This is a genomic window from Parabacteroides gordonii MS-1 = DSM 23371 (assembly GCF_000969825.1).
Lineage (GTDB): Bacteria > Bacteroidota > Bacteroidia > Bacteroidales > Tannerellaceae > Parabacteroides > Parabacteroides gordonii.
On sequence record NZ_KQ033920.1, the window covers coordinates 1,216,237 to 1,239,182 of the forward strand.

22 protein-coding genes are annotated in these 22,946 nt (G+C 42.6%); 16 read left to right on the forward strand and 6 right to left on the reverse strand.

What is annotated here, in order from left to right; all coding sequences use genetic code 11:
* Window positions 1-181 precede the first annotated feature (181 nt).
* The 4 genes from HMPREF1536_RS22105 to rhuM are packed head-to-tail and all read left to right on the forward strand — an operon-like array spanning window position 182 to window position 3,991.
* Window positions 182-1,411 carry a site-specific integrase gene (locus HMPREF1536_RS22105; protein WP_028728989.1) on the forward strand — a complete coding sequence of 410 codons (1,230 nt, stop codon included), beginning with the start codon at window positions 182-184 and terminating at the stop codon, window positions 1,409-1,411.
* 11 nt (window positions 1,412-1,422) lie between these two features.
* Window positions 1,423-2,619 (forward strand): site-specific integrase, encoded by a 1,197-nt coding sequence (locus HMPREF1536_RS22110; protein ID WP_028728988.1) that lies wholly within the window; start codon window positions 1,423-1,425, stop codon window positions 2,617-2,619.
* Window positions 2,620-2,622: 3 nt separating this feature from the next.
* Window positions 2,623-2,991: a virulence RhuM family protein gene (locus HMPREF1536_RS22115; RefSeq protein WP_028728987.1), complete on the forward strand. Its 369-nt coding sequence runs from the start codon at window positions 2,623-2,625 to the stop codon at window positions 2,989-2,991.
* A gap of 28 nt (window positions 2,992-3,019) precedes the next feature.
* Complete coding sequence (gene rhuM / locus HMPREF1536_RS22120; RefSeq protein WP_028728986.1) at window positions 3,020-3,991, forward strand: virulence RhuM family protein/type II toxin-antitoxin system death-on-curing family toxin; 972 nt, start codon at window positions 3,020-3,022, stop codon at window positions 3,989-3,991.
* A 405-nt stretch (window positions 3,992-4,396) separates the two neighbouring features.
* Here the strand turns inward: rhuM and HMPREF1536_RS22125 are convergent, their stop codons facing one another.
* Window positions 4,397-4,690: a helix-turn-helix domain-containing protein gene (locus HMPREF1536_RS22125; protein WP_028728985.1), complete on the reverse strand. Its 294-nt coding sequence runs from the start codon at window positions 4,688-4,690 to the stop codon at window positions 4,397-4,399.
* Window positions 4,691-4,692: 2 nt separating this feature from the next.
* Window positions 4,693-4,971, reverse strand: a complete 279-nt coding sequence (locus HMPREF1536_RS22130) for a helix-turn-helix domain-containing protein (RefSeq protein ID WP_028728984.1) — start codon at window positions 4,969-4,971, stop codon at window positions 4,693-4,695.
* Between the two features lie 523 nt (window positions 4,972-5,494).
* On the opposite strand from HMPREF1536_RS22130, the gene HMPREF1536_RS22135 reads away from it, so the two are divergent.
* The 5 genes from HMPREF1536_RS22135 (at window position 5,495) to HMPREF1536_RS22160 (ending at window position 8,540) form a co-directional block, all read left to right on the forward strand.
* Window positions 5,495-5,866 carry a DUF3408 domain-containing protein gene (locus tag HMPREF1536_RS22135; RefSeq protein ID WP_225608042.1) on the forward strand — a complete coding sequence of 124 codons (372 nt, stop codon included), beginning with the start codon at window positions 5,495-5,497 and terminating at the stop codon, window positions 5,864-5,866.
* A 168-nt stretch (window positions 5,867-6,034) separates the two neighbouring features.
* Entirely contained in the window at window positions 6,035-6,397 is a 363-nt protein-coding gene (locus tag HMPREF1536_RS22140; protein ID WP_028728982.1) for a plasmid mobilization protein, read from the forward strand.
* Complete coding sequence (locus tag HMPREF1536_RS22145; protein WP_028728981.1) at window positions 6,387-7,313, forward strand: relaxase/mobilization nuclease domain-containing protein; 927 nt, start codon at window positions 6,387-6,389, stop codon at window positions 7,311-7,313. The genes HMPREF1536_RS22140 and HMPREF1536_RS22145 overlap by 11 nt, the downstream gene beginning before the upstream one ends.
* Window positions 7,314-7,341: 28 nt before the next feature.
* Window positions 7,342-7,917, forward strand: a complete 576-nt coding sequence (locus HMPREF1536_RS28285; protein ID WP_052349883.1) for a hypothetical protein — start codon at window positions 7,342-7,344, stop codon at window positions 7,915-7,917.
* Window positions 7,918-8,282: 365 nt separating this feature from the next.
* The gene (locus tag HMPREF1536_RS22160; protein ID WP_028728979.1) at window positions 8,283-8,540 is read left to right on the forward strand and encodes a TolC family protein; all 258 of its coding nucleotides are present in this window, start codon (window positions 8,283-8,285) and stop codon (window positions 8,538-8,540) included.
* A 64-nt stretch (window positions 8,541-8,604) separates the two neighbouring features.
* Here HMPREF1536_RS22160 and HMPREF1536_RS22165 read toward each other — a convergent pair whose 3' ends face one another.
* Entirely contained in the window at window positions 8,605-10,416 is a 1,812-nt protein-coding gene (locus tag HMPREF1536_RS22165; protein WP_046151773.1) for a reverse transcriptase/maturase family protein, read from the reverse strand.
* 584 nt (window positions 10,417-11,000) lie between these two features.
* On the opposite strand from HMPREF1536_RS22165, the gene HMPREF1536_RS22170 reads away from it, so the two are divergent.
* The 7 genes from HMPREF1536_RS22170 (at window position 11,001) to HMPREF1536_RS22200 (ending at window position 19,319) form a co-directional block, all read left to right on the forward strand.
* A complete protein-coding gene (locus HMPREF1536_RS22170; RefSeq protein WP_028728125.1) occupies window positions 11,001-12,065 on the forward strand; it encodes a TolC family protein in 1,065 nt (354 codons plus the stop codon).
* A gap of 21 nt (window positions 12,066-12,086) precedes the next feature.
* Complete coding sequence (locus tag HMPREF1536_RS22175) at window positions 12,087-13,124, forward strand: efflux RND transporter periplasmic adaptor subunit (RefSeq protein WP_028728126.1); 1,038 nt, start codon at window positions 12,087-12,089, stop codon at window positions 13,122-13,124.
* A complete protein-coding gene (locus tag HMPREF1536_RS22180) occupies window positions 13,121-16,177 on the forward strand; it encodes an efflux RND transporter permease subunit (RefSeq protein ID WP_028728127.1) in 3,057 nt (1,018 codons plus the stop codon). The genes HMPREF1536_RS22175 and HMPREF1536_RS22180 overlap by 4 nt, the downstream gene beginning before the upstream one ends.
* Before the next feature lie 81 nt (window positions 16,178-16,258).
* The gene (locus HMPREF1536_RS22185) at window positions 16,259-16,471 is read left to right on the forward strand and encodes a winged helix-turn-helix domain-containing protein (RefSeq protein WP_028728128.1); all 213 of its coding nucleotides are present in this window, start codon (window positions 16,259-16,261) and stop codon (window positions 16,469-16,471) included.
* A 10-nt stretch (window positions 16,472-16,481) separates the two neighbouring features.
* A complete protein-coding gene (locus HMPREF1536_RS26760) occupies window positions 16,482-17,543 on the forward strand; it encodes a sensor histidine kinase (protein WP_052349845.1) in 1,062 nt (353 codons plus the stop codon).
* Window positions 17,544-17,546: 3 nt separating this feature from the next.
* Entirely contained in the window at window positions 17,547-18,314 is a 768-nt protein-coding gene (locus tag HMPREF1536_RS22195; protein ID WP_028728129.1) for a LytR/AlgR family response regulator transcription factor, read from the forward strand.
* Between the two features lie 141 nt (window positions 18,315-18,455).
* A complete protein-coding gene (locus HMPREF1536_RS22200; protein WP_028728130.1) occupies window positions 18,456-19,319 on the forward strand; it encodes an RteC domain-containing protein in 864 nt (287 codons plus the stop codon).
* A gap of 152 nt (window positions 19,320-19,471) precedes the next feature.
* Here the strand turns inward: HMPREF1536_RS22200 and HMPREF1536_RS22205 are convergent, their stop codons facing one another.
* The 3 genes from HMPREF1536_RS22205 to HMPREF1536_RS22215 all read right to left on the reverse strand — a co-directional run bounded on the left by HMPREF1536_RS22205 (window position 19,472) and on the right by HMPREF1536_RS22215 (window position 22,789).
* Window positions 19,472-20,578, reverse strand: a complete 1,107-nt coding sequence (locus HMPREF1536_RS22205; RefSeq protein ID WP_044192405.1) for a site-specific integrase — start codon at window positions 20,576-20,578, stop codon at window positions 19,472-19,474.
* An 808-nt stretch (window positions 20,579-21,386) separates the two neighbouring features.
* Entirely contained in the window at window positions 21,387-22,175 is a 789-nt protein-coding gene (locus HMPREF1536_RS22210) for a nucleotidyl transferase AbiEii/AbiGii toxin family protein (protein ID WP_005862063.1), read from the reverse strand.
* The gene (locus HMPREF1536_RS22215) at window positions 22,172-22,789 is read right to left on the reverse strand and encodes a type IV toxin-antitoxin system AbiEi family antitoxin domain-containing protein (RefSeq protein ID WP_028728131.1); all 618 of its coding nucleotides are present in this window, start codon (window positions 22,787-22,789) and stop codon (window positions 22,172-22,174) included. Before HMPREF1536_RS22215 ends, HMPREF1536_RS22210 begins: the two co-directional genes overlap by 4 nt.
* Between the last annotated feature and the right edge of the window lie 157 nt (window positions 22,790-22,946).

Here is a 22,946-nt window from a genome sequence, read left to right on the forward strand (position 1 = left end):
AGCTTTTCAGTTACCAAACCGTTAGCCGCTGAGTTACCGAATGAAAATAGGTAACTGAGGGCAGATAAAAGAATCTGAATCTTAATTTTGTTTCGCTGATACACAGTATTTTGCATATCAAAGAGCGCTTATAAACCCGGTAACTTTGCCTTCTGGCAAAGTCCACAAAAGTTATAAGCGTATGAAAGAAGAAAAATTCAAGGTGTTGCTCTACCTGAAAAAGAGCACGCCCGACAAATCGGGTAAAACCCCAATCATGGGGCGCATAACTGTAGGCAAATCCATGTCACAGTTCAGTTGTAAAATCTCGTGTACCCCCGACCTCTGGAATCCACGAGAAAGTCGTTTGAATGGCAAAAGCCGTGAAGCGGTTGAAGTCAATCAGAAGATAGAAAAACTATTGTTAGGCGTTCATTCGGCGTTTGACAGACTGGTGGAGCATAAGAAGCCATTTGATGCGGAAGCAGTCAAGAATATGTATCAAGGGAGTATGAACACACAAATAAGCTTGCTCGCTCTGCTTACCCGACACATGGAAGAGCTGAAAGCCCGTATCGGTATTGACGTTGCTCCAACCACATTAAGCACCTACGTCTATACACACCGTTCATTAGGTAAGTTCATTAAAAAGAAGTTCAAGACAGGCGATGTCGCTTTCGGACAATTGAACGAACAGTTCATTCGAGAGTATCAAGATTTCGTTTTGCTCGAACAGGGCTACGCAATGGACGGTGTCCGCCACTTTCTGGCAATTCTAAAGAAAATCTGCAAGATAGCGTTCAAGGAAGGGCATTCCGAGAGGTTACATTTCGCTCACTACAAACTACCTAAACAGAAAGAAACTACCCCAAAAGCACTAAGTAGAGAGAGTTTTGAAAAAATCCGGGATCTTGAAATTCCCGAAAACCGCCGCTCTCACAAACTTACAAGGGATTTGTTTCTCTTCGCCTGCTATACGGGCACTTCGTATGCCGATATAGTCCGCATTACGGTTGAGAACCTTTATACGGACGAGAAGGGAAGCCTTTGGCTTAAATACCGCAGAAAGAAAACGGATTTTCAAGCCCGTGTCAAACTGTTGCCCGAAGCCATGGCCTTGTTGGATAAATACAGGGATGAAAGCAGGGAATCTTTATTTCCCATACAATCGCCCGAAGTGGTGCAACTCAATATGCGAGGCTTGCGGATTATGGCGGATATAAAACAGCCAATCTCCTATCATTCAGGGCGGCACAGCTTCGCCTCTCTTATTGCTCTGGAAGAGGGCGTACCGATAGAAACAATCAGCCAAATGCTTGGACATAGCAATATTAAGACTACCCAAGTCTATGCGAGAGTGACCCCGAAAAAGCTGTTCGATGATATGGATAAGTTCATAGAATCAACACAAGATCTAATATTAATCCTATAAATACCAACCAAATGAGAAGTACCTTCAAACAACTATTCTATATCAACCGGGCAAAAGTGAAAACGAATGGCACAACAGCCGTTCTTTGCCGTATCAGTATCGACGGCAAGCAAACGGTTCTGACAACGGGTATCTATTGCCAGCCTTGCGATTGGAACGCCAAGAAAGGAACAATCAAGATAGAGAGGGAGAACAATCGCTTGATAGAATTTCGTAACCGTGTAGAACAGACCTACGAGCATATCCTCAAAGAAACAGGTGTAGTCAGTAGCGAGCTGCTTAAAAATACGATTGTCGGCATAAACTCCACTCCGACCATGCTATTACAGGCTGGCGAAGTGGAACGGGAACGCTTGCGGATTCGTTCGATAGAGATAAACTCCAGAACAAGCTACCGCCAATCGGGAATATCACAGCGGAACCTGCAAGAATATCTTCTTTCAAGAGGCATGGAAGATATAGACTTTTCGGATATTACCGAAGAGTTCGGCCAGTCGTTCAAGGTGTTTTTGAAAACCGTAGGGGAACGCAGGGCTGGCTATATCAACAAATGTATCACATGGCTCAATAGGTTGATTTATATCGCTATTGACCAAGAGATATTGAGAAGCAATCCACTTGAAGAGGTTCGTTACGAAAGAAAAGAGCCACCTAAGCACAAGCATATCGGTAAAGAGAATTTGAAACGGTTGATGGCAACCCCGATGCCTGATGCACGGTTAGAACTGATTCGCAGAGCGTTTATTTTCTCTTCACTGACGGCACTTGCTTATGTGGATATGCACCGCCTTTATCCGCACCATATCGGCAAAACATCGGATGGCAGGCTCTATATACGCAAACAGCGTGTAAAAACAAATGTGGAAGCCTTTATACCCCTACACCCGATAGCGGAGCAGATACTTATGCTGTATAATACCACTGACGACAGCCAGCCTGTATTTCCCTTGCCTGAGCGTGATAGAATTTGGTATGACATAAATCAGATAGGTGTATTAATGGGATTAAAAGAGAATCTCTCCTACCATGACGCACGCCACGGATTCGGCACGCTGGCAATTTCGGCAGGGCTTTCTATTGAGAGTATTGCTAAGATGATGGGCCATGCGAATATCAACACGACGCAGGTCTACGCCCAAATCACAGATCAGAAGATTTCGGAGGATATGGATAAACTTATAGAACGAAGAAAACAATTAAACAGCTAACCGATGAAAAGAGAAATAATAACAATCACAGAGAACGGAAAAGTGTCCGTTCCTGATACCGTCCAGATGCGAGATTTTGAGATAGCCGAACTGTTCGAGGTAATGATCCCGACAGTACGTTCCAATATACGTGCGATTATAAAAACAGGTATTGCAACAGTTGACTTGACCAATGGCGCAACGTTGGTTGGTTGCAACGTTGTGCCGGACTATCACGGGCTGGATATGGTGGTGGCTCTCGCTTTTCGGATTCAATCGTTTAAAGCGAAGCTGTTTCGGGAATGGATAATGCTCAAGTGTATCGCTAATGAACGGCAACCGATTGTATTACAATACAATTGCTATTCAAATAGCTTGAGAGAACAAAATTAATCATTAACTTTACAGAAATTTAGTCGTTATGAATACAGGAGAAATTATACTATACACCACCTCGGACGGGGCTACTGCTTTGGATGTAAGGTTGGAACAAGACAATATCTGGATTAACCGTCAGCAGATGGCAGAGCTATTCGATAGAGATATTAAGACCATTGGTAAACACATTAACAATGCTCTAAAAGAAGAATTAAAAGATATTTCAGTTGTCGCAAAATTTGCGACAACTGCTAGCGATGGGAAAACGTATCAGGTAGAACACTATAACATAGAGATGATTACCTCTGTTGGCTATCGAGTAAAATCACAACGAGGCACCCAATTTCGTATCTGGGCAAACAAAGTTTTGAAGGAGTATTTGATAAAAGGGTATGCCGTTAAGGATAACATCAAGTTGGAACAATACGAGGATTTGAAGCAGACCATCAAAGTATTGGCAAAAGTCCTTGACAATAAAACGTTGGAATACTCCGAAACTACAGGCTTACTCAGAGTAGTGACAGATTATGCCTATGCGCTTGATACGCTTGACAGATACGATTATCAACAACTGGAAATAGATAAGACCACCAACAATGAGCAATTCCGAGCCACTTACGAGAATGCGATGTCGGCTATTGATGAACTTCGGGATAAATTTGGGGGAAGCTCGCTTTTCGGAAACGAAAAGGATGAATCGTTTAAAGGCTCCATTGGTGCAATATATCAGACTTTTGGCGAGCAGGATCTCTACCCAAGTGTAGAGGAGAAAGCGGCTATGCTGCTCTATTTGGTTACCAAGAATCACTCGTTCAGCGATGGAAACAAGCGGATTGCAGCATTTCTATTCCTCTGGTTTATGGAGCAGAACGGCATTTTATACCATCCCGATGGGAGCAAACGCATTGGAAACAATACGCTGGTGGCTCTCACGCTGATGATTGCCGAGAGCCGCACTGAAGAGATGGAGACGATGGTTAAGGTGATTGTCAATCTGATTAATAAGAATAATTGAGATGAGTTGTAAAACTCTGAATTGATACGACAACACATATTGAAGTCATTAAACCAGTACAACAGTACGTCTATAAGTCAGTAATGAATTATTGTAATTCGTGTCAGTCATTTCCGTTACAGGGGCAAAGATAGTTTCGGGCGAGTGAATATTCAAGCTCAAGCCCTGCGGGTTACGGCTGAAATCTCCACCCTAAAGGGTAGTATTTAAGCCGTAAAGCCTGCCTACTCCCTCTCCCTGCACAAGAAAAGCCCCTGCAACAAAAACGACCGACCCGATAATGACGCATAGCACCCTAACCAGAAAGAGGCACAGCCGGATTTATCTGGCTGTGCCTCTTTTGATTTAATGCGTTTTTAAATTTAAATTAGCAACAAAAACTCCCTCACCTCAAAATATGCATAGCTATTGCCACGCCTTTTGGTGGTATTTTTCCAGCATTTTCTGGATTTCTGACTCCTTGTAAAGCACTTTGCCACCCAACGAGATATAAGCAATCTGCCCGTTGGTGCGCCACTCCTGCAAAGTCCTACGGCTAACTTTCAACCGTATTGATACCTCTTTGTCGGTCAAGAAACGTTCCCCGTTTAATGTCGGTCGATGGTTGGCAACCAACCGTTCAATGCCCGATAGCATACGTTCTAATGAACCGAATAGGCGTGTAACACGCTCGTTGTCTTTTGTAATAATCTCACTCATTGTTATTTGGTTTTAAGTTTATTGATCAGCGATTCCACATCTTCGGGACGGTAGTACATCTTGTGCCCAATTTGGGTATGGGCTAAGACTCCATTATCCCGATATGTTTGGAGGGTACGCTTCGATATATTAAGAATCTCGCATACCTCCTGATTGTCGAGCCACTTTTGCAGGGCTTTATCACCACTGACACCACATAGTGTTTCTACTCTTTGAGCAAAGGTTTCAAGCCTTGCCATCATCATTTCCCATGTACGGGATTCTACATTGATTATTTCCATAAGTCTATCATTTTTAAATGTTATTTTCTCGTTTTGCCAGCAAAGAAAAGACAATCCTTTTGTATCTCAATGGATTTCAGCTTAGTGGCAGCTTGTGGCGCCTGAATTGTCGCTTCTGACACTCTCGGATTACAGGTTTTTCTTCTTTCGTTCTGCAAATAAATAGCAAACTTTTCAGGCTACAATGGATTTTAGCTTAGTGGCAGTGTTTGGCGTTCGGTTGGCGGTGATTGGCGGTTTCCTCTACTTAATGAGGGAACTACACTGAGCGATTATTCTCGATTGACTGATAATATATAGTCCATTGGCAGAACTCGGCAAACTAAACCGACTCACCACACTTGACAAATAGAAGTTTGCAGCACAACATGGCATAAGCATCGCAATGAGCTGACTAGTTGTATTATACGAATTTAATCTTCTTTCTTTGCTGCGTGTAGTCAGCTAAATAGACACACATAGTATTCACAATTAAAAACCAAGAAAGAAGATGAAAGAAAAGAATGTAGATGTCCCCTTTGATGTGAGGGACTTCGTTCCTGAGGTAGCTCCATTTAACAAGAGCAGCCAACAACCTATTCAGAACAATAAGCCACCTCTGTTTAATGAATTGGGTAAACCAAGTGTACCAACCGAATCGACAGAACCCACCCGTCGAACCTCCTCCAAACAACGCAAGGCATCGTTGGATGAGTATCGGGAGCAGTTTCTCCGAACTCCGAAGATTACCGACCGCCAACCCGTATTCGTTAGCCGTGCCACCCGTGACAGCATCGATGAACTTGTCCGCAGACTCGGAGAACGAAGGATGAGCGTATCGGGATTTTTGGAGAACATTGCTCTCCACCATTTAGAAACATACCGAGAGGAGGTGGAACAATGGAAACGACTGTAAATAAACTATGTATAGCCAGCAAACTGAGTACTCAGTTACTCGAAATTACCTCACTTATGAGGTTTTGGGGAGCAAGTTTGTGTTTCGGTCAGACCGAAACAACTTGCTCCGTCCCTCTGCGGACGGAGACAGAGAAATCCCGATGGTCTAATCACTAATTTTAAGTTGATGAGAATAATCAAAAACAGGAACAACGATGGGCGTCCCAAGTTGCCCCTTACCGAGAAGAAAGGATATAAGGTAACGGTAAAATTTGCCACTTCCGAGTATTACGCCCTCAAATCAAAAGCGAAGGAAGCAGGAATGAATCTAAGTATGTTTATCCGAAACGCCTTGCAAGGTTGCGAAATACGACAGCGGTTTTCTGCCGAGCAGTTGCGTTATATCCTGCAACTGACAGGAATGGCGAACAACCTGAATCAGATTGCCCGAAAAGCTAATGCCGGAGGTTATACCAATGCCCGAAGCGAGTATTTAAACCTTGCCATGCGAATAGACACCCTATTAACTACGATGGAAGATGATTGCTAAAATCGTTCAGGGAAGAGGGTTTAAGGGTGTGGTAAACTATGTTCTTGATAAAAACAAGGCGGAACTTTTAGCTGCTGATGGCTTGCGATTGAATACAAAGGATTCGGTAGTGAGGAGTTTTATTATCCAAAGTAGCCTCAATCCCATTGCCAAGCCTGTGGCTCATATCTCGCTCGACTTCTCCGCACAGGACAAGGAAAAACTAACTAATGGCAAGATGATAGAAATAGCCAAGCAGTATATGGCAAAGATGGGTTACAGCAATACGCAATACCTTATCGCCCGGCACAACGATACTGACCATCCGCATTTACATCTTATTCTGAATCGGATAGATAGTGATGGTAAGCGTATTTCCGACCAAAATGAGCGAATCCGCAGCACACAAGTGTGCAAAGAGCTTACCATTAAGCACGGACTTTACTTCGCCAGTGGCAAAGAAAACGTCAAACGCCACCGTTTGCGTGAGCCAGATAAGGCGAAATACGAGATTTATGATGCGCTTAAATTAGCAGTGCCAAGAGCTAATAATTGGCAAGAACTTGCGACTATATTGGCAAAAGAGGATATTAAAATAGAATTTAAAACTAAAGGGACAACCTCACAAATAGAGGGTGTGAGGTTCACCAAGAATGGCTATTCGTTCTCCGGCTCTAAGGTGGATAAGCAGTTTAGCTACTCAAAGATTGACTTCGCCTTACGACAGAATAGTTGTGTAGAGCAACAGTCGAACGCTCGTGTGACACCTATTCAACTACAAACACAGCAATCGGTTTCAACGGATTCGGATGGTATCGGTCTCGGTGGCTTATTTGATGATTTACTAACTCCGAACCCTGCTAATGATGCTGAAGAAGATGAGTTTCGCAGACGGATGCAACGCAAGAAAAAGAAGAAACGAGGCTTTAGTCTCTAATGTATAATAATCTAAAATCAATCAATTTATGGCAACAGAAGACAAATGCGATATTATTATCGCCATGCTGGAAGAGCTAAAATCCGGCAATAAAAATCAGAAGTCCCAGCAAATGGACTTTTCAAAAATAGAATCACTTTCCGAACGGTTGGAAGGTAGTATTAACGCCACCTCCGATGCTACGGCAAAGATGGAGCGTATCACAGATGAGGTTCGCAAACCCGTAATCCGTGAACGACGCATCACCATTGACATCGTATCGAAAGAAATTGCTTTTCTTCTCATCGGGATGGGATTGGCTATTTCGGTATTGGGTTCGGCGCTCTATTTCTCCGCCCGCCCAAACTACGACCGCATCGACAATGATTTGAAATATCGCTACATCAAAATGAAGGGTGAAGCTACCCCTGAGCGTATCTCCGAACTTGAAAACTTGTTTGAAATTAACCGAGACAACACCAAAATCCGCCAAATGAGCAAAGATGTGGAGGATTACGAACGAGCGGTTAAACAACGTGCCACTATTGAAGAGCAAGCACGTCGCAAAGCCCTTGAAACTGAGAAATTGAACAATAAGATGCAGAGAATAAAAAAAAGGTTGTAGGAACTCAGTATAGATATGCTTAATTAAAATGAGTCCGATATAAGTGTTTTTTGCATGAGTATAATGAACTGACATTTAAGGTGTAAAAAAGGGTGGGTTTCTTTTCGACGAAAGGAGCATACCCTTTTTTTAATACGAATGTTCTTCAGTTGCCCACCGTCCATTTGTTTTTTTGCAAATAACGCGGAATAAACAAAACATCTAACGTCGAGCGCATGCTTATTGATGTTCTTAATGTAGAGTTGACAGCTCATTTCCATTATCTGCAACTCATCAGTCAAATATAACAGCTTACTCTGCCTCATCTATCTATTTGTTGCCATGCACGTAATTTTGCATCAGAATAAACTAATTATAGATTTCTGATGAAAAAAGTTTTAATCTTACTGCTTGTACTTGTCCCGTTTGCAGGGAAAGCTCAAGAATATTCTCTGGAGCAATATCTGGAGAGAGTGGAACGGGAAAATGTGAGTATCAAAAAGGCAGAAAATGATACTAAACAAAGTGCGGAAGATATAAAAATGGCTCGTTCCGAATATCTTCCCAATATCAGTGCGAATCTGGGTTATCGACGTGATTTAAGTAGGCTAAGCACCCAGCGCCTTGTCATATTTCTATGGTAGGTTTCCAAATGCTCGCCCCCGAACCGGACTTACACCTCTCAGCGTATCCGGCTCTCCACTAATTTTAGTCTATCTTTCCGTCATGTATCTTTTTGTGACAACTCCTGCACACGGCAATCGTTTTGCGTTTGCGGGCAATCATGTGTCGTTCCCAGCTTTCCTTACCCTGCAAGTTCTTTAGTTTCCTTACATGGTGCATAACAAGGTCGTCTGTCGCTCCACATAATTCACACTCATGGGCTTTCAGCCTTTCAACAAGACTTGTCCGCCCCGCAGTATAAATTGTTCGTGGCATGGTGTCACATTCCGATTTATAGGTGGGCTTCTTGCGTTTGAAGCCACCGTCGTAAAAGTATCTTTCCTTTACACCTGTTTTAGTCATGTGCTTTATGATAAACCTACCGTTCTTACGATATTTCTTGTTTACCTTGCGTGTGCGGCACTTATATTTGCCTGCAAACGTTTTGTACATGCTGTATTCCATGATGTACTTGAAATTATTCAAGGCATGGGCACAGTTGTTGGCTATGGAGTAGTAATTATAGAAACCCACGATTTCCCGATTATAGCTATCAAGGATTTCAAGGTCGTCATTGAATATCAGTCCCGATTTACATTTCGGTTTCCATATTTCCTTTCCGTTACGGTTTGTCATTTCCAAGACTCCCCAATCGAACAGTTTTTTACGGACAGTTTCCATACTGACATTCAAGCAGACCCTTTTACCATAGGTTCTTCTTAATCTACCCCGTTTATCACGTCTTTGGTCGTTGGACTTTCTTACAGTAATTTCATATCCGAGAAACTTGGCAGGTCTTTCGGTATGGGTGACAAGTGTCTTTTCATCAGACAGTTCCAATGCCAGTTTATCAGCAAGGAAGTTTTTAATATCTCCCTTTATCTGTTGCGCATCTTGCTTACTTCCGATAATTCCCACGAGAAAATCATCTGCATATCTCGCATATTTCATTCTCCTGTAATCGGCATCCATTTCTTCGCCATTGGGATATTTAGCCCGTCCTTGTTCTATTGCTTTCAGTTCAAGGATTAGCTTTACCCTTTGCCTTTCGTCTTTTACGGACTTCAATCTTCGCACAATACGTTTTCTTGCATTGCCGAAGTCCAAACTTTCTCTACTGAATTTTCGTTTCTTCCCTTTATCGAATTTGGCTATGTATTCCTTTATATACTTATCCAGCTTGTCAAGGTATATATTAGCCAATATCGGGCTGATGATACCCCCTTGCGGTGTGCCACTGTAAGTATTGTGGAATTGCCATTCTTCGATATATCCCGCTTTCAAAAACTTGCGTACTAAGCGTATGAAGCGTTCGTCCGCAATGCGCTCCTTGAGTATGTTTATTAATACATCATGGCTTATATTATCAAAGAAACCTTTTATATCTCCCTCTACAAACCACTTTGCACCGCTAAACTCCTTTTGGATGTGAGTTAATGCAGTATGGCAGCTTCGATTGGGTCGAAACCCATGCGAGGTGTATTCAAAATTTCCCTCGTATATGGCTTCCAATACCATTCTTACTACTTCTTGTATTAACTTGTCATTGAAAGTCGGTACGCCAAGAGGTCTTTTCTTACCGTTTTTCTTCGGTATGTACACCCTCTTTGACGGTTGGGGCTGGTACGTTTCATCTTTTAACGTATCAATCAACTTTTCAATTCGTTTCAGGCTCATGTTGTCAATGGTCTGACCGTCCGAACCTTTAGTCATGTTGCCCTCTTTGGCGTAGATGTGCTGATAGGCAACATAGAACATTTCCTCATTGAACAAAATTCTGTAAAGACGTTCAAACTTGTAGCTTACATCCTTACTGTGTTCTGATAGACTGTTTAATACTCTTTCTGGACTTCTCATAATGTCTCTCACATTTTCCGTTAATTGTATTAATAATTAGCTGCTTCCCTTCGCCATGTACAAGGCGTTACCTTGCTCGGACTACTATGGAAGCTCCGTTACCACTCCGAATTTTCATAGGTCAAACCTAATAGCCTTTCGGCACTTCGGGATAGGTAATCCCCGTTTATTACATCGTAACTGTTGGCATGATAGATTGTCGGATACGACTTCCGTCCTTCACTCGCTTACTGCGGTTGTGTCGTGATAAGTTCTTGCTACATTCATACCTATACACTGAAGTAGTATCACGATATGGCGATTGATAGTTACCTTACGCCATAGCCTAAAGGGGAACCACTCGGACTATCGTTTAATCAATTCGGACTTTATCCTCATATCTATCTTTTCATCTCGCCATTCAGTCGCAGTTTGGTAACTAACTGACTTATGACTTTTCCGACATGCTACACTCCCTGCTCGGTTAAGTTTTCCCGAAAACAGATAAGTCGGCTGATGATAGGTTATTTTCAAAGAACACTTTCCTAATCTCTTGCCAAAGAGATGTTTACGATGCAACCTTTACGGGCGCACATAGAAATTACATGTATATCAATGGCGATCAGGAGGGGGAGCAAGGAATTCCCAATAAATTTCCTGTGAACTTCAAAAACGCACTCAACGGAGGAGTTACACTGGAACAATCCATCTATAACGCCCCTGCCCTTGCGAACCAGAAAATAGCGAAGTTGGCAAATGCCTATGCAAAATTGTCGCAGGCAGACCAGACCAATGAGGTGGTTAAGCAAGGCACGCTTCTTTTTTATCAAGTGCTCTATGCGAAGGAGTCGCTTGTAATTTTAGAGGAGAATAGCGCATTGGCACAAAATCAATTCCAACAAGTCAGTGAGATGTTTACTAACGGACTTGCCAGCGAGTTTGCCATGAAGCAGTCCGAACTCTACTATCAGCAGACATTCCCTGATATCGAGAATGCCCGAAAAACAGTAGAAAACCTGATGCGTGAACTCCGACTGCTTGCCAATATAGCAGAAGACGAGCCTTTTGAGGTAAAAGGCAGGATTGTCGTGCCTGAAGATATTACAGAGACAGAAGAGCAAAACATCTCACTTGAAAACACCTTGAAAATGGAGCAGGGCGCCAAGCGGGTGGATTTGGCAAAGCAGGAAATAGCACTATCTAAGGCCGCCTATCTTCCCAAAGTCACTCTTGGACTGGGTTACAGTTTGGATGCTTATGACGATAAGTTTCAATTCAAGAACAGAAACGGAGTCGGACACGGAGCAATTAATGTTAGCGTTCCCATCTTCTCCGGCGGATACAACCGATCGAAAGTACGGAAATCAACTCTTGCATACGAAAAGAGTCAAATGGAATATATTGATTTGGGTAATCAGTTGGAGACGGAGTATCGAAACCTGCTGGCAGACAAGAGGCTTGCTTTAACCCAAATCAGCACCAACCGGAAGTTGGTGGAACTGGCAGATAAGGAGATACAGGCTTCGGAGGAGAAACTCCGTCTGGGGCTGGTTACCAATCTTGAACTTCGAGAAACTCGTGTTTCCTATATTCAGGCAAAACTGCAATTGCTCAACGCTGCCCTGGATTATCAGGCGGCTGTGGTGAATATCGATAACTTACTGAAATAACAAATTAAAACAGATTATAGCATGAGAAAGATTGGAATGATTGCAGGAGCGATAATCCCCTTACTGGGATTAGTCGCCTGCGGCTCAAAGGCAGCATCGGAGAAAACGGCGGATAAATCACAAGACACGGCGGTCATTGTCTCTACGGCTCGCATAGCGTTTGATGACGGCAGTGAGGAAAAACTCTATCACGCAGAGGTACAATATGGACGTTCTTTCAAGTTTGCACCACAGGCAGACGGCATTGCCACCCGAGTGATGATTCGTCCCGGGCAGAAAGTATCTGAGGGGCAGGCGCTCATCGCTTACCCGGCCCAAAATCATCAACTTCAAGTGGAGCAACAACAAGCCATCTACAAAGATATGCAAGGCAAACTGGAAAAACAACAGGCTTTGCTTGCCAAAGGCTTCGTAGCTCGTCAAACGGTGGAAGACCTCGAACTGGAAGTAAAAAACAAAGCGAAAGAGATACGGATACTGGAAGAACAATATGTGGTAAAAGCCCCTTTTTCGGGCACTATAACGGATGTGTCTGTAACACAAGGAGACCATGTAGTGGTTGGTACACAACTTTTTATCCTGTCCGAAACGGACAAACTCTCTGCGGAGTTCTTTGCTTCGATGGACGAAGCGTTACGAATCAAGGAGGGAGATGATGTGGCTCTTGAATTAGGTTCGTTGCCGGAGTTACAAGGCAAAGTAACCCAGAAAAGCACCATCATGGATGACACACGCAAGGCATATCGAATCAGAGCAGAATTCAATAATCAGCAAGCCGTTGCAGCCGGAGGAGTTACAGCTAATGTCAGGATGAAGCTGACGGGAAGTAGTAATTCCATTCGTGTGCCACTGACGGCAGTGGCTTCTGTCGAGGGCAAGGATTTGATTTACAAGTGCATTCACGGTCAAGCCACCGCCACCCCTGTGCGGATCGTTCGCATCGTAGGGCAACAGGCTGTGGTCGAAGGCAGTGTGGAGCCGGGGGATGAATACGTCATTGTGGGCGTAGAAAAAATATCAGATAAATCCGCAATTAAATCTATGACTTCCAACTTATGAAAATTACGAAATTTGCAATAGATCGTCCCGTTACCACCACGATGATTGTCGTAGCATTGGCATTCTTCGGAGTAATGGCTTATTTGAACGTAGGTGTCAATATGATGCCGAAAGTGAACAGTCCTTCCATTATGGTGACCACCGTTCTACCCGGAGCAACACCCGAAGAGCTGGAAAAGAGTGTGACCGAAAAAATAGAGAAAGAGGTTTCCGGATTGAGCAATCTGAAACGGGTTATCTCCTATTCGATGGAAAATGTGTCGACCGTACAAGCGGAGTTTCGTTCCAGCAAGAACGAAAACGAAGCGATGAACGAAGTCAAGGAGAAGGTGGAGTTGGCTATGGCTGAGATGCCGCAGTCTATTGAACGCCCGGTGATACAAAAATCAAATATCAGCGACGCTCCAGTACTGACCATCGTGATGAGCGGCAACAAATCCGGTAAAGAACTATACGACCTTGCCGACAACAAACTGAAAAACCTCTTTACCCGTATCAACGGAGTCACGAAAGTGAATATTATCGGTGGTGAAAAACGTGAGATCAAAATACTGGCAGATATGCGCCGTGCCGCCGAATTGGGTTTAAACCTCACTCAGGCGGGTCAAGCCATTCAGGCTGCCAACACCAAGCTGCCCGGTGGCACGTACGACTACGACGGCATGAATTTTTCTGTCGAAACCGGACAGGAAGTATCTTCTGTGCAAGCTATCAGCGAACTGATGATTTCGCACAAAGGGTATCCGCTGTCTGTCCGTGAGTTTGCCGTAGTGTGCGACAGCATCGAACGCCCTACGAATAAATCGACTTTCCACGACTTGCAAAATGACCGATATTACAGCAATGTTGTTACACTTAATATCCTCAAAGAACCTAATGCCAACGAGGTGAAACTGGCACGTGCCATCAAGGAAAAACTACCTGAATTTGAGCAAGAACTGCCCGAAGGCATCACCCTGAGTATTCCGTTCGACAACTCCGCCTACACGGAAAGTGCCGTGCACGATGCTTTGCTGAACGTCATTCTCGGCATTATTCTTACCGGAGCGATCCTCTATCTCTTCATCGGCGACTATCGTACGGTGATTATTGTAAGTATCTCTATTCCTATCTCGCTCATTGCCAGTTTTATCGTATTGAAGCAGTTTAATGCCACGCTCAATATGATGACCCTGATGAGCTTTGCCGTCTCCATCGGAGCCCTTATTTCCAACTCCATTGTGGTGATTGAGAATATTATCCGTCTGAAAAATGAAGGAATGCCCATCAAGCAGGCAGCCATAGAGGGTACGTCCGAGGTGACGATGGCGGTGATTGCATCAACGGGAACCAATCTGGTGGTTTTCCTGCCGATGGCGATGATGTCGTCCATGATAGGGGTGTATTTTGTGGAGTATGCACTGACTATCTCGGTGGCCACCGTCTTCTCGCTGCTCGTCTCATTCACACTGACACCGATGCTTGCCAGCATTCTGTTGAAGAAAGATTTGAAGGCAACCAAGTTCAATCATTTTCTCGACCGTTTCTTCAATCGCCTCTCCGAACGCTACGGGCGTTCGTTGGATGTGCTGCTTGCTAAAAAACGTCGTGGGGTTCTGCTTTTTGTTGGGATGATGTTTATCTTCATTGCGTCTTTCGGTCTATTGAATTTTATTGACTTCAATTTTATGCCGAAAGAGGATATGAACCGTGTATATGCGGAGGTTGAGCTTCCGGCGGGTTCCTCGCTGGAGACCTCAGGCGAATATGCCAAAAAATTAGAGCAGATTATCATGCAATACCCCGAAGTAAAAGCACTTCAAACGGTAATTGGCGAAAAAGGCATCATGCCCAAGGGTCCGAACCTGCTCAAAATAGTGGCACACTTATACCCGGCAGCCGAACGCAATCGGAGCAATATACAACTGTCGGAAATGTTGAAGGTGCAACTCGACAGCATCCCGTCGGTCAAATCATTGGTATCTGCCAACGGCATTGAAGGCGGTCTGCCGATTTCATTTATGTTGCAGTCGGAAAACGTAGAAGAGCTCAAAGCTACGAGTGCCAGAGTAGAAGCTGCGTTGCAGGAGATGGACGGAATCTCGGGCTACGAGGCAAACAACCGCAACGGAAACCGTCTTATACGTGTTATTCCAAGACAGGAAATTGTTTCGAGGCTGAACTTGACCGTATTTGATGTGGCAACTGCTATCAACAGCGGCATAAATGGCTCCAAAGTAGGTGTGTATAAAGAGAGTGGAAAGGAATATGACATCCGTATCAGCTACAACGAGCAAGACATCAGCGACATAGCACGCATCAAGAATATTCCGGTTCTGGTGAATGGAGAGCTCTATACGGTGGAGCGGTTGGCTGACATCACCTACGATATATCGCAGGCACAAATCTATCACGTCAACAAGCTCCCGACAGTGGAATTCGGTATTATGCCCAAAGATAATGTGTCGGATATGGAGATGCAGGGCAAAATCACTCAGTTGATGGACGAACTTCAGGCTCCGAAATCTGTGACCGTGAAATGGGCGGGTATGGCGGAAGACATGGACGAGTCGCTGGCTGAACTTGCGTTTACCTTGATTCTATCTATCGTACTGCTCTATATGCTGATGGCCTCGCTGCTGGAAAACTTCTGGCATCCGTTCCTACTGCTCACCACACTGCCGATGGCTATGATCGGAGTATTGGTACTTGTATTCCTGAGCGGAACATCCTTGAATATGCTTTCGCTGATTGCCATCATCACCCTGTTGGGGTTGGCGGTAAACGACAGTATTTTGATATACGATTACAACCGTCAACTGCTCTCTCGAGGTCTGTCGCTCCACCAAGCAACCGTCCAATCGGCAAAAACCAAGCTCAAAACGGTCATCATGACCAGCGTGGCTATCGCTATCGGCACACTTCCTAATGCACTTGAATTCGGAGGAGGAGCCGGAGCCGCATTTCGCACACCGATGGCACTGGTCACGATTGGCGGAATCATTACCTCGACCATCCTGACACTTTATGTAGTTCCTTCGCTGTTCTATATGGTGAAAAAGCGTAAGAATTAATATGATGACAATTTATGCCGATAAGTATAAATATCTGATTATATTTGCATTACAATAAAAGTAAAACGTAAAAAACCAAATATGAGGAATAAAAATGAAATTGTAGTTCATGCAGGCATGATACTACAACTCATGCACAATACACACGGACTAACCTATACCGAGTTGAAAGAGAAAAGCCAATTCTCGGACAAAGAACTGAGTATGGCCATAGGCTGGTTAGCGTGTGAAAACAAGATTTTGTTCTCATCGGATGATGAGAAATTGTGTCTGAATGGTTACTTTTACTTCTAAAAACAAAATTATGCAGCAAAAAAGCTATATGAACTGGCAGACAGCAGCATGCCTTGCCGCCTTTATCACCCTTATATTCGTGTTGCCGATGGTTTCGCCCTTGTACGTCAAGATGATGGGGGGAGAGATGTACGGTTTTGTAGTCAATGTGCCCAAATATATATCTGTGCTTTACAGCGCAGGAAGTTTCTTTATTCTTTTGTTTTTACTCTTTGTCTTCGATTTTCGGCTGTTGAAGGGGACATATACGGCGGCAAAGCGAAACGGATACCTTATAGGTGGAGTACTTCTGATCACACTACTATTCAGTTTCCTTCAGTTGCTTCTGTACAACAGTCTGTTCACCCCGGAGAGTAGTTGGTCTCTTTCTTCTGAGGTATTCGTCGCAATCATTCTGATTAACATATCGCTTGCTTTAACCGCAATCACTTTCTCGTACATCATCTACCTGTCTGAAAGGCGACAGCAGTTGGCTCTTCAGTACGAAACGCTCAAAGTGGAGAATATGCAGGTACGCTACCAGGCACTCAAGAATCAGGTTGATCCGCATTTCTTGTTCAATACGATGAGCATCCTCGACTCGCTGGTTGACGAGGATAGGCAGAAAACTCATGAATATATTCAGCGCTTTTCTTCCGTCTACCGTTATATTCTGCAAACCAAAGAGACCGTGACTCTGGATGAAGAACTCCGGTTCGTGGACGACTATTTCGGACTGCTGCAAGTTCGTTTTGGGGAATGCCTTACGCTCGACATGGAGATCAATCCCAGTCTGAAAAGTTACTGCATTGTTCCTTTGGGACTGCAAACACTGGTGGAGAACGCCGTGCAGCATAACATCGTATCCCGCCAGCATCCGCTCCGCATAACGATCTGCACTACTTCTGACCATAATGTGATGGTCAGCAATAATCTTCAACCCAAAAATGTTTTGACTGGTTACGGTATCGGGCTTGCCAATCTTTCGGAACGTTGTATGCTCCGGTGGCAGAAAGAGGTCACGATCGAACAGACCAAAGATACATTCAGAGTTACCATACCATTAGTCCGTGAATCCAATAAAAGTGAATAAGTTATGCGAATACTGATTATAGAAGACGAACAACTCACCGCCAAAAAACTGGTAGGTTTGTTAAATGAATTAATGCCGGATGCGGTTGTCATGGGAGTGTTGCAATCCGTGAGCGAAAGTATCGAATGGTTCGGGAATAACCTGATGCCCGATCTCGTTTTTATGGATATACAATTGGCTGATGATATATCCTTTTCCATATTTGATAGTGTCGAATTAACGTGTCCCATTATCTTTACTACCGCATACGATGAATATGCCCTGAAAGCGTTCGAAGTAAACAGCATTGATTATCTGCTGAAACCCGTCAGTCGTACTTCTCTGCAACGGTCATTGGACAAACTGCAACGGTTTTCTGCTGCCTATCAACCACAGGAGAGCATGGAGTTGATTCGAAAGGTGGCGGATACGTTGTTGCGAGAAAATACCATTTATAAATCGTCTCTGCTCGTCTCCGTCCGAGACAAATTGATTCCGGTGAAAGTAGACGATATCGCGTATATCTATTTAGAAGACAAAAATTCAGTAGTAGTCCGGCATGATGGTACAAAATGTCGATTGGGTGGATTACTCGATGAAGTGATGCGACAGCTCAATCCGGTACAGTTTTACCGTGCTAATCGCCAGTTTATCATCTCTAAAGCAGCTGTAATCGACATCACTACATGGTTCGGAAACCGGGTGGTAGTCAATCTTGGTGTAAATACCCCAGAAAAGATTATTGTGAGCCGAACCAATGTGCAGGAACTCAAGAAATGGCTGACGGAGTAATTTTAAAAACTATTCTGGAGATATTTTATATTACACCATGCTTTAGACTAGTTTTTCACAAAGTGAATTATTCAGCGAACCCTAATTATTGGATGAATAGGAAGTTGTTTTATTTAGCAGAAAGTTAAAACGGGGATTTGTATGCAGAAAAAATATGATGAAATTATGCAGGAGATAGATAGCCGGATGGCTGGTCTTGATCTGAACAAAAAGAATATCGTCACGGATTGTAGAGCGATGATCCATCTGTTAAAAGAAAAGTTGGCGGAAATGAAAGTATTTCTACAGTCTCATTCGTTCAAGAATGAAGTAGATGAAATTATCTTCTTCAAATATCAGAAACCCACTTTGTTGGGACGACTTATCTATTTCTATAAAATTCTACGCATTGAGAGCCAACGCCCATTGGAGACAGAGGAGTTGGACAAATATTACGAGAAACAACAGTTAGAGCAAAAGTTATTTTTCGATCGTCATGTATCCTTTTTTCAGTATTATCGCAGCGGTAGCACCTATCAAGATACACACTATTTTTTACGAGGACGGCAATACGATGTAATTGATGTAGATATATGTCCTTTTGATGAGAATTTTGAGTTTTCCACCGGGTATGATCAGCTGGTGGCACGTATTATTGCAATGGAGCTACTATATGCATTTCTCTCCTTTCGGCGAACATATCTGCAAAACGGCAATGATGGAGTATTGATGAGGTTGTTAAAAATGAGAGGTTCCTATCAATGGACTGGCTCTGTCGTCGAACTAGTAGAGTTGATGTATTCACTGGACGAGGTTAAGTGTATCAATAATGGAGAGATTACCATCAATGAGCTAACTGCCTTTTTCGGAACGCTCTTTGATATAGATATTCGGGATAGTTACGGTGCTTTTTCAGATATAAAGAAACGCAAAGACGAAAGCCGCACTTATTTTCTTGACAAGTTGAGAGAACGGTTGAATAAGCGTATGGAGCGAGATGATGACAAAGAGCGGAAGCGAAGATAGTAATTGAAGCTGAAAGGTCTTGTTTTTGAAAATGAGAGATATTTTGTCGATTAATAAAATAAATGTTGTATCTTCGTATCTGTTAAGTTGCTCTTTGAGATATATGCAGAATAAAGCGAAGTACAGCTTCTTGCTCGTTTCTTATCTGTTACCTATTGAAAACGAATTGGTTGCAAATCATTCATTTTCAATAAGAAGCAAAATTTATAGTGTCTTGCAAGGTGGAACGTGATATTTTTGTCGATACCACATAGAACGGCAATTTCTTTCAAATAATCATTCATCTTTTGATTGCTGATAACAGGTAACAACTGACCGTTTTTCAGTTTTCCCTCGTATTTGTTCAGGATAGCTTTAGGAATATCCAGCAAGCGGATGTTTGATGTTACTTTAGTCTTGTGACGTTTCTTTATAATCCATAGATTATCATCAAATGCCAAACGTATGTCGTTACTGGTTAATTCGCATATATCCACGTATGAAAGTCCCGTATAGCAGCTAAAAATGAAAATATCCCGTACCTGCTCCAATCGCTTTGAAGCAAAATCCTTATTGCATATCCTGCTTATCTCGTCCTTGTCAAGATACCCTCTTTCTATATACTCGAATTTCAGTTTATAATTGGCGAACGGGTCGGCTGTTATCAATCCTGTACCCTGTGCAAAGTTTACCACCGTGCGGAAACGCTGTATAAACTTCATTGCCGTATTGGGTGAACAATCGTGGTTCTTTATTATATACAGGTAGAAATTCTCAATAAATACTTTGTTGATTTGACGTATCGGCAAATCCGATACACGATATTCATCTTTCATGTATTGGGTTAAGCGTAACTTTGTCAGTTCGTATCTGCTGTACGTTTTTGGTGTGGCTTCTCCTGCTTCGACCTTTTTCTTGTATTGGTCGTTGTGCTGGGGGAAAAAAGAAATAATAGTATTTGCTTCTTCCTCTTTTCCCAATAGTGCATTTTTCACGCTTTCGGGTGTAACATAGCTATCCCGCATTAATTGATTGTGGAAGTGGGAACGGATATTTGCTTTGATGTCGTCCAGCATGGAATTAAGCCTTTGTATCTCCATTGATTTACCTATGGCTCTGCCGGATTTCCAGTTAGTTTCTAATACTTCTAACTTGGTATTGAATTGGGTCTGTTTGCCGTTGATTGTGATACGGGCATGAATGGGTACTAAACCATTCTTTTTCATCTTGTCTTTTTTCAGGTAAAACAATACGCTGAAAGTACTTTTTTCATTCTTCATAATCTCACTTTTTTTAGATTGCAAAACTAATTTTAATCACTGTAAATGAGATAAATAGAGTATAGACAAATCACGTCAAAAGTAAGCCATTTTCCGACAATCGTACCCCCTAATCGTTTTTTGGGGAAGGGGGTACGATTTGGATACTCAACCGTGTCTTTTCGTGCCCCTTTTTTGTCTTTTAGGCAAGACTGAAACAATAAAAAAAGTCCTACAATACGTTGATATTGTAGGACTTGTCTCTTTTTTGTCGCCGTTTGGCTTTGTTCTTATGTGATCCGCCTGGGATTCTCCTTACAGAGTTACCACGCTGATATTTAAAACTTTATATTTTTAGCTTCAAGCATATCCCATGATTTAACCCACTAATTTGCTACGTGCTTTTGCGATAGTTTGCTCATGGAGAATACTGAAAGCAAAGATAAGTACTTTCTTTAAATCTACAAAATTAGGGGTAATATGCATTTGTTTCCACCAGAAAGTGAACGCTTTACGTATCACCATTGACAATCACCGACTTATCTTTTCTTTCATCGGAAAATCCACACGATTTAGCACACGATTATTTCTCATCGTTTTGCCCGTGATTTAACACGATTGTTACTGCAAAGTTAAGAAAGAATATTAAATTAATCCATTGTTTGACCGAAAAGTTGAAATAATTAGTCTTTTTACTTCTCTTGTGCAGCAAAAATAGGGCATAACAGAAATAGAAGGTAATTTTTATGGCGGTAAAATTTACGGCTGTTTAATTTGCCTTTCCATTGTTCCGAAACGGTCATTTCCGAAATGTGCATTTCGCATCGAATTATTCTGTAAGCGAATTAACGAAATCCCCAAACCTCAAAATCTTCTCACTATTCGCTTTATTGAAAAGCAAGTGCTCAAAATCCTTTTGCTTCTTCTTCAAATCGACTGTTTTCAGCAATTCGCCTGCTGCCTGTTTGAACTCCTGCAAATTATGTACTCCGCAACGCTTTGAAAGAAAATCGTAATCGGGTTTTGACTGCGAAAGCAAAAACATCAGGTCGTAAAAATCACGTCCTTTGGCGCGGGCTAACATGGCGGCAATTTTCATACTGCACAATACACCATCAGAAGGAACGGGAAACGGGAAAAAGAATCCGTACCCTTTGATATTTGTGATAACAGGGGGATAAGCAATTCCTTGGTATTGGCTTTCGACCTTTATCAAAAAGCGTTCTTCCTTATGTCCGCTCAATCCCAAATCGAATAACAGTTCAGGAAAATGAATATTACGCCGGAAGGCTGTTAGCTTTGGATTTTTTTTATCTTTTGCCTCCACGCGTAATCCTGAACGTTCCAGAAACTGAATTACGCCGTTTGTCATTTCAATAAACTCGTCTTTCGACAGGTTTTTGCAGTCAAAATCCAAATCTTCAGAAAACCGGTCTATCCCTTTTACTAAACGCAGGTTTGTCCCACCGATAAAAGCCATCTTTTGGATGTTTGGCGTAGAAGAAAGGTAATCCAGAATCATCAACTGTAAATACTCTTTTAGTATGTGCTTATCGAACCCCGAATTTCCACGGATTTGAACCGGAAAATAATTTCTTATCTGTTCAATCTGTATCATAAATCGTAAGTTTTAAGAAGTAACTTTACACGATGATCAAGTGCCTTGCTTTGAAACATGTCGCAGTAGTCCATCAGTAAATCCTTGTTTAAATCATCGTGCAGGTAATCTTCATCCAAGCGCAATTCTTCCAATTCCTGCTCACTATCATAGAACGGATAAAGATACAGCAAATCAAGTAATGCCTTCTCGGGTGTGGCAAACTGTATGGTACGATTGTCTGCCATTGGCTTCAACTCGTACCCGAACATCAGGTTTTCTTTGACGTTCTTATAAGAGTATTCGCCGAAGTCATTGACGAAAGATGCTGTTTTTAGGGTTGTCACACTGGTAATCTGTACCACCGCTTCCGGTATCATCCCATAGAACGACAATGCTGTATGCAAGCTGATATAGGACGGACGGTAAATCCTGTTGGCAAAATAAAGGAAATAATCCGGTTTGCTCTTATATTCAGAGAAAGCAAAGTATCCCTGCCGTAACCGGATAAGATATCCTTTCTTCACCCAGCGAGTAAGGCTATTACGGTCAAAATCCGATTGCCATGCATATACCTGATAGATATTGAAGCATGCCAAATCGAATAGCTGATTCTTAAATTCCAAAAATGTCATTTCTTGATTTTGTTTCTATTATGCTGCAAATATAATGCATTTTAGAAACAAAACAAAATATCAGGATTAGTTAGGGGTATTCTTGTTCTGTCGATAAGACGAAAATAAGCTGTTTTTGTTTTGTCGATAAAACAAAAAAGACTTTGCCCTGCTATTT

What these genes read in the sequence shown, in the direction of transcription:
- HMPREF1536_RS22105 (WP_028728989.1), top strand. Translation starts at nt 182, where the DNA reads ATGAAAGAAGAAAAATTCAAGGTGTTGCTCTACCTGAAAAAGAGCACG.
- HMPREF1536_RS22110 (WP_028728988.1), top strand. Translation starts at nt 1,423, where the DNA reads ATGAGAAGTACCTTCAAACAACTATTCTATATCAACCGGGCAAAAGTG.
- HMPREF1536_RS22115 (WP_028728987.1), top strand. Translation starts at nt 2,623, where the DNA reads ATGAAAAGAGAAATAATAACAATCACAGAGAACGGAAAAGTGTCCGTT.
- rhuM (WP_028728986.1), top strand. Translation starts at nt 3,020, where the DNA reads ATGAATACAGGAGAAATTATACTATACACCACCTCGGACGGGGCTACT.
- HMPREF1536_RS22125 (WP_028728985.1), bottom strand. Translation starts at nt 4,690, where the DNA reads ATGAGTGAGATTATTACAAAAGACAACGAGCGTGTTACACGCCTATTC.
- HMPREF1536_RS22130 (WP_028728984.1), bottom strand. Translation starts at nt 4,971, where the DNA reads ATGGAAATAATCAATGTAGAATCCCGTACATGGGAAATGATGATGGCA.
- HMPREF1536_RS22140 (WP_028728982.1), top strand. Translation starts at nt 6,035, where the DNA reads ATGAGAATAATCAAAAACAGGAACAACGATGGGCGTCCCAAGTTGCCC.
- HMPREF1536_RS22145 (WP_028728981.1), top strand. Translation starts at nt 6,387, where the DNA reads ATGATTGCTAAAATCGTTCAGGGAAGAGGGTTTAAGGGTGTGGTAAAC.
- HMPREF1536_RS28285 (WP_052349883.1), top strand. Translation starts at nt 7,342, where the DNA reads ATGGCAACAGAAGACAAATGCGATATTATTATCGCCATGCTGGAAGAG.
- HMPREF1536_RS22160 (WP_028728979.1), top strand. Translation starts at nt 8,283, where the DNA reads ATGAAAAAAGTTTTAATCTTACTGCTTGTACTTGTCCCGTTTGCAGGG.
- HMPREF1536_RS22165 (WP_046151773.1), bottom strand. Translation starts at nt 10,416, where the DNA reads ATGAGAAGTCCAGAAAGAGTATTAAACAGTCTATCAGAACACAGTAAG.
- HMPREF1536_RS22170 (WP_028728125.1), top strand. Translation starts at nt 11,001, where the DNA reads ATGTATATCAATGGCGATCAGGAGGGGGAGCAAGGAATTCCCAATAAA.
- HMPREF1536_RS22175 (WP_028728126.1), top strand. Translation starts at nt 12,087, where the DNA reads ATGAGAAAGATTGGAATGATTGCAGGAGCGATAATCCCCTTACTGGGA.
- HMPREF1536_RS22180 (WP_028728127.1), top strand. Translation starts at nt 13,121, where the DNA reads ATGAAAATTACGAAATTTGCAATAGATCGTCCCGTTACCACCACGATG.
- HMPREF1536_RS22185 (WP_028728128.1), top strand. Translation starts at nt 16,259, where the DNA reads ATGAGGAATAAAAATGAAATTGTAGTTCATGCAGGCATGATACTACAA.
- HMPREF1536_RS26760 (WP_052349845.1), top strand. Translation starts at nt 16,482, where the DNA reads ATGCAGCAAAAAAGCTATATGAACTGGCAGACAGCAGCATGCCTTGCC.
- HMPREF1536_RS22195 (WP_028728129.1), top strand. Translation starts at nt 17,547, where the DNA reads ATGCGAATACTGATTATAGAAGACGAACAACTCACCGCCAAAAAACTG.
- HMPREF1536_RS22200 (WP_028728130.1), top strand. Translation starts at nt 18,456, where the DNA reads ATGCAGAAAAAATATGATGAAATTATGCAGGAGATAGATAGCCGGATG.
- HMPREF1536_RS22205 (WP_044192405.1), bottom strand. Translation starts at nt 20,578, where the DNA reads ATGAAGAATGAAAAAAGTACTTTCAGCGTATTGTTTTACCTGAAAAAA.
- HMPREF1536_RS22210 (WP_005862063.1), bottom strand. Translation starts at nt 22,175, where the DNA reads ATGATACAGATTGAACAGATAAGAAATTATTTTCCGGTTCAAATCCGT.
- HMPREF1536_RS22215 (WP_028728131.1), bottom strand. Translation starts at nt 22,789, where the DNA reads ATGACATTTTTGGAATTTAAGAATCAGCTATTCGATTTGGCATGCTTC.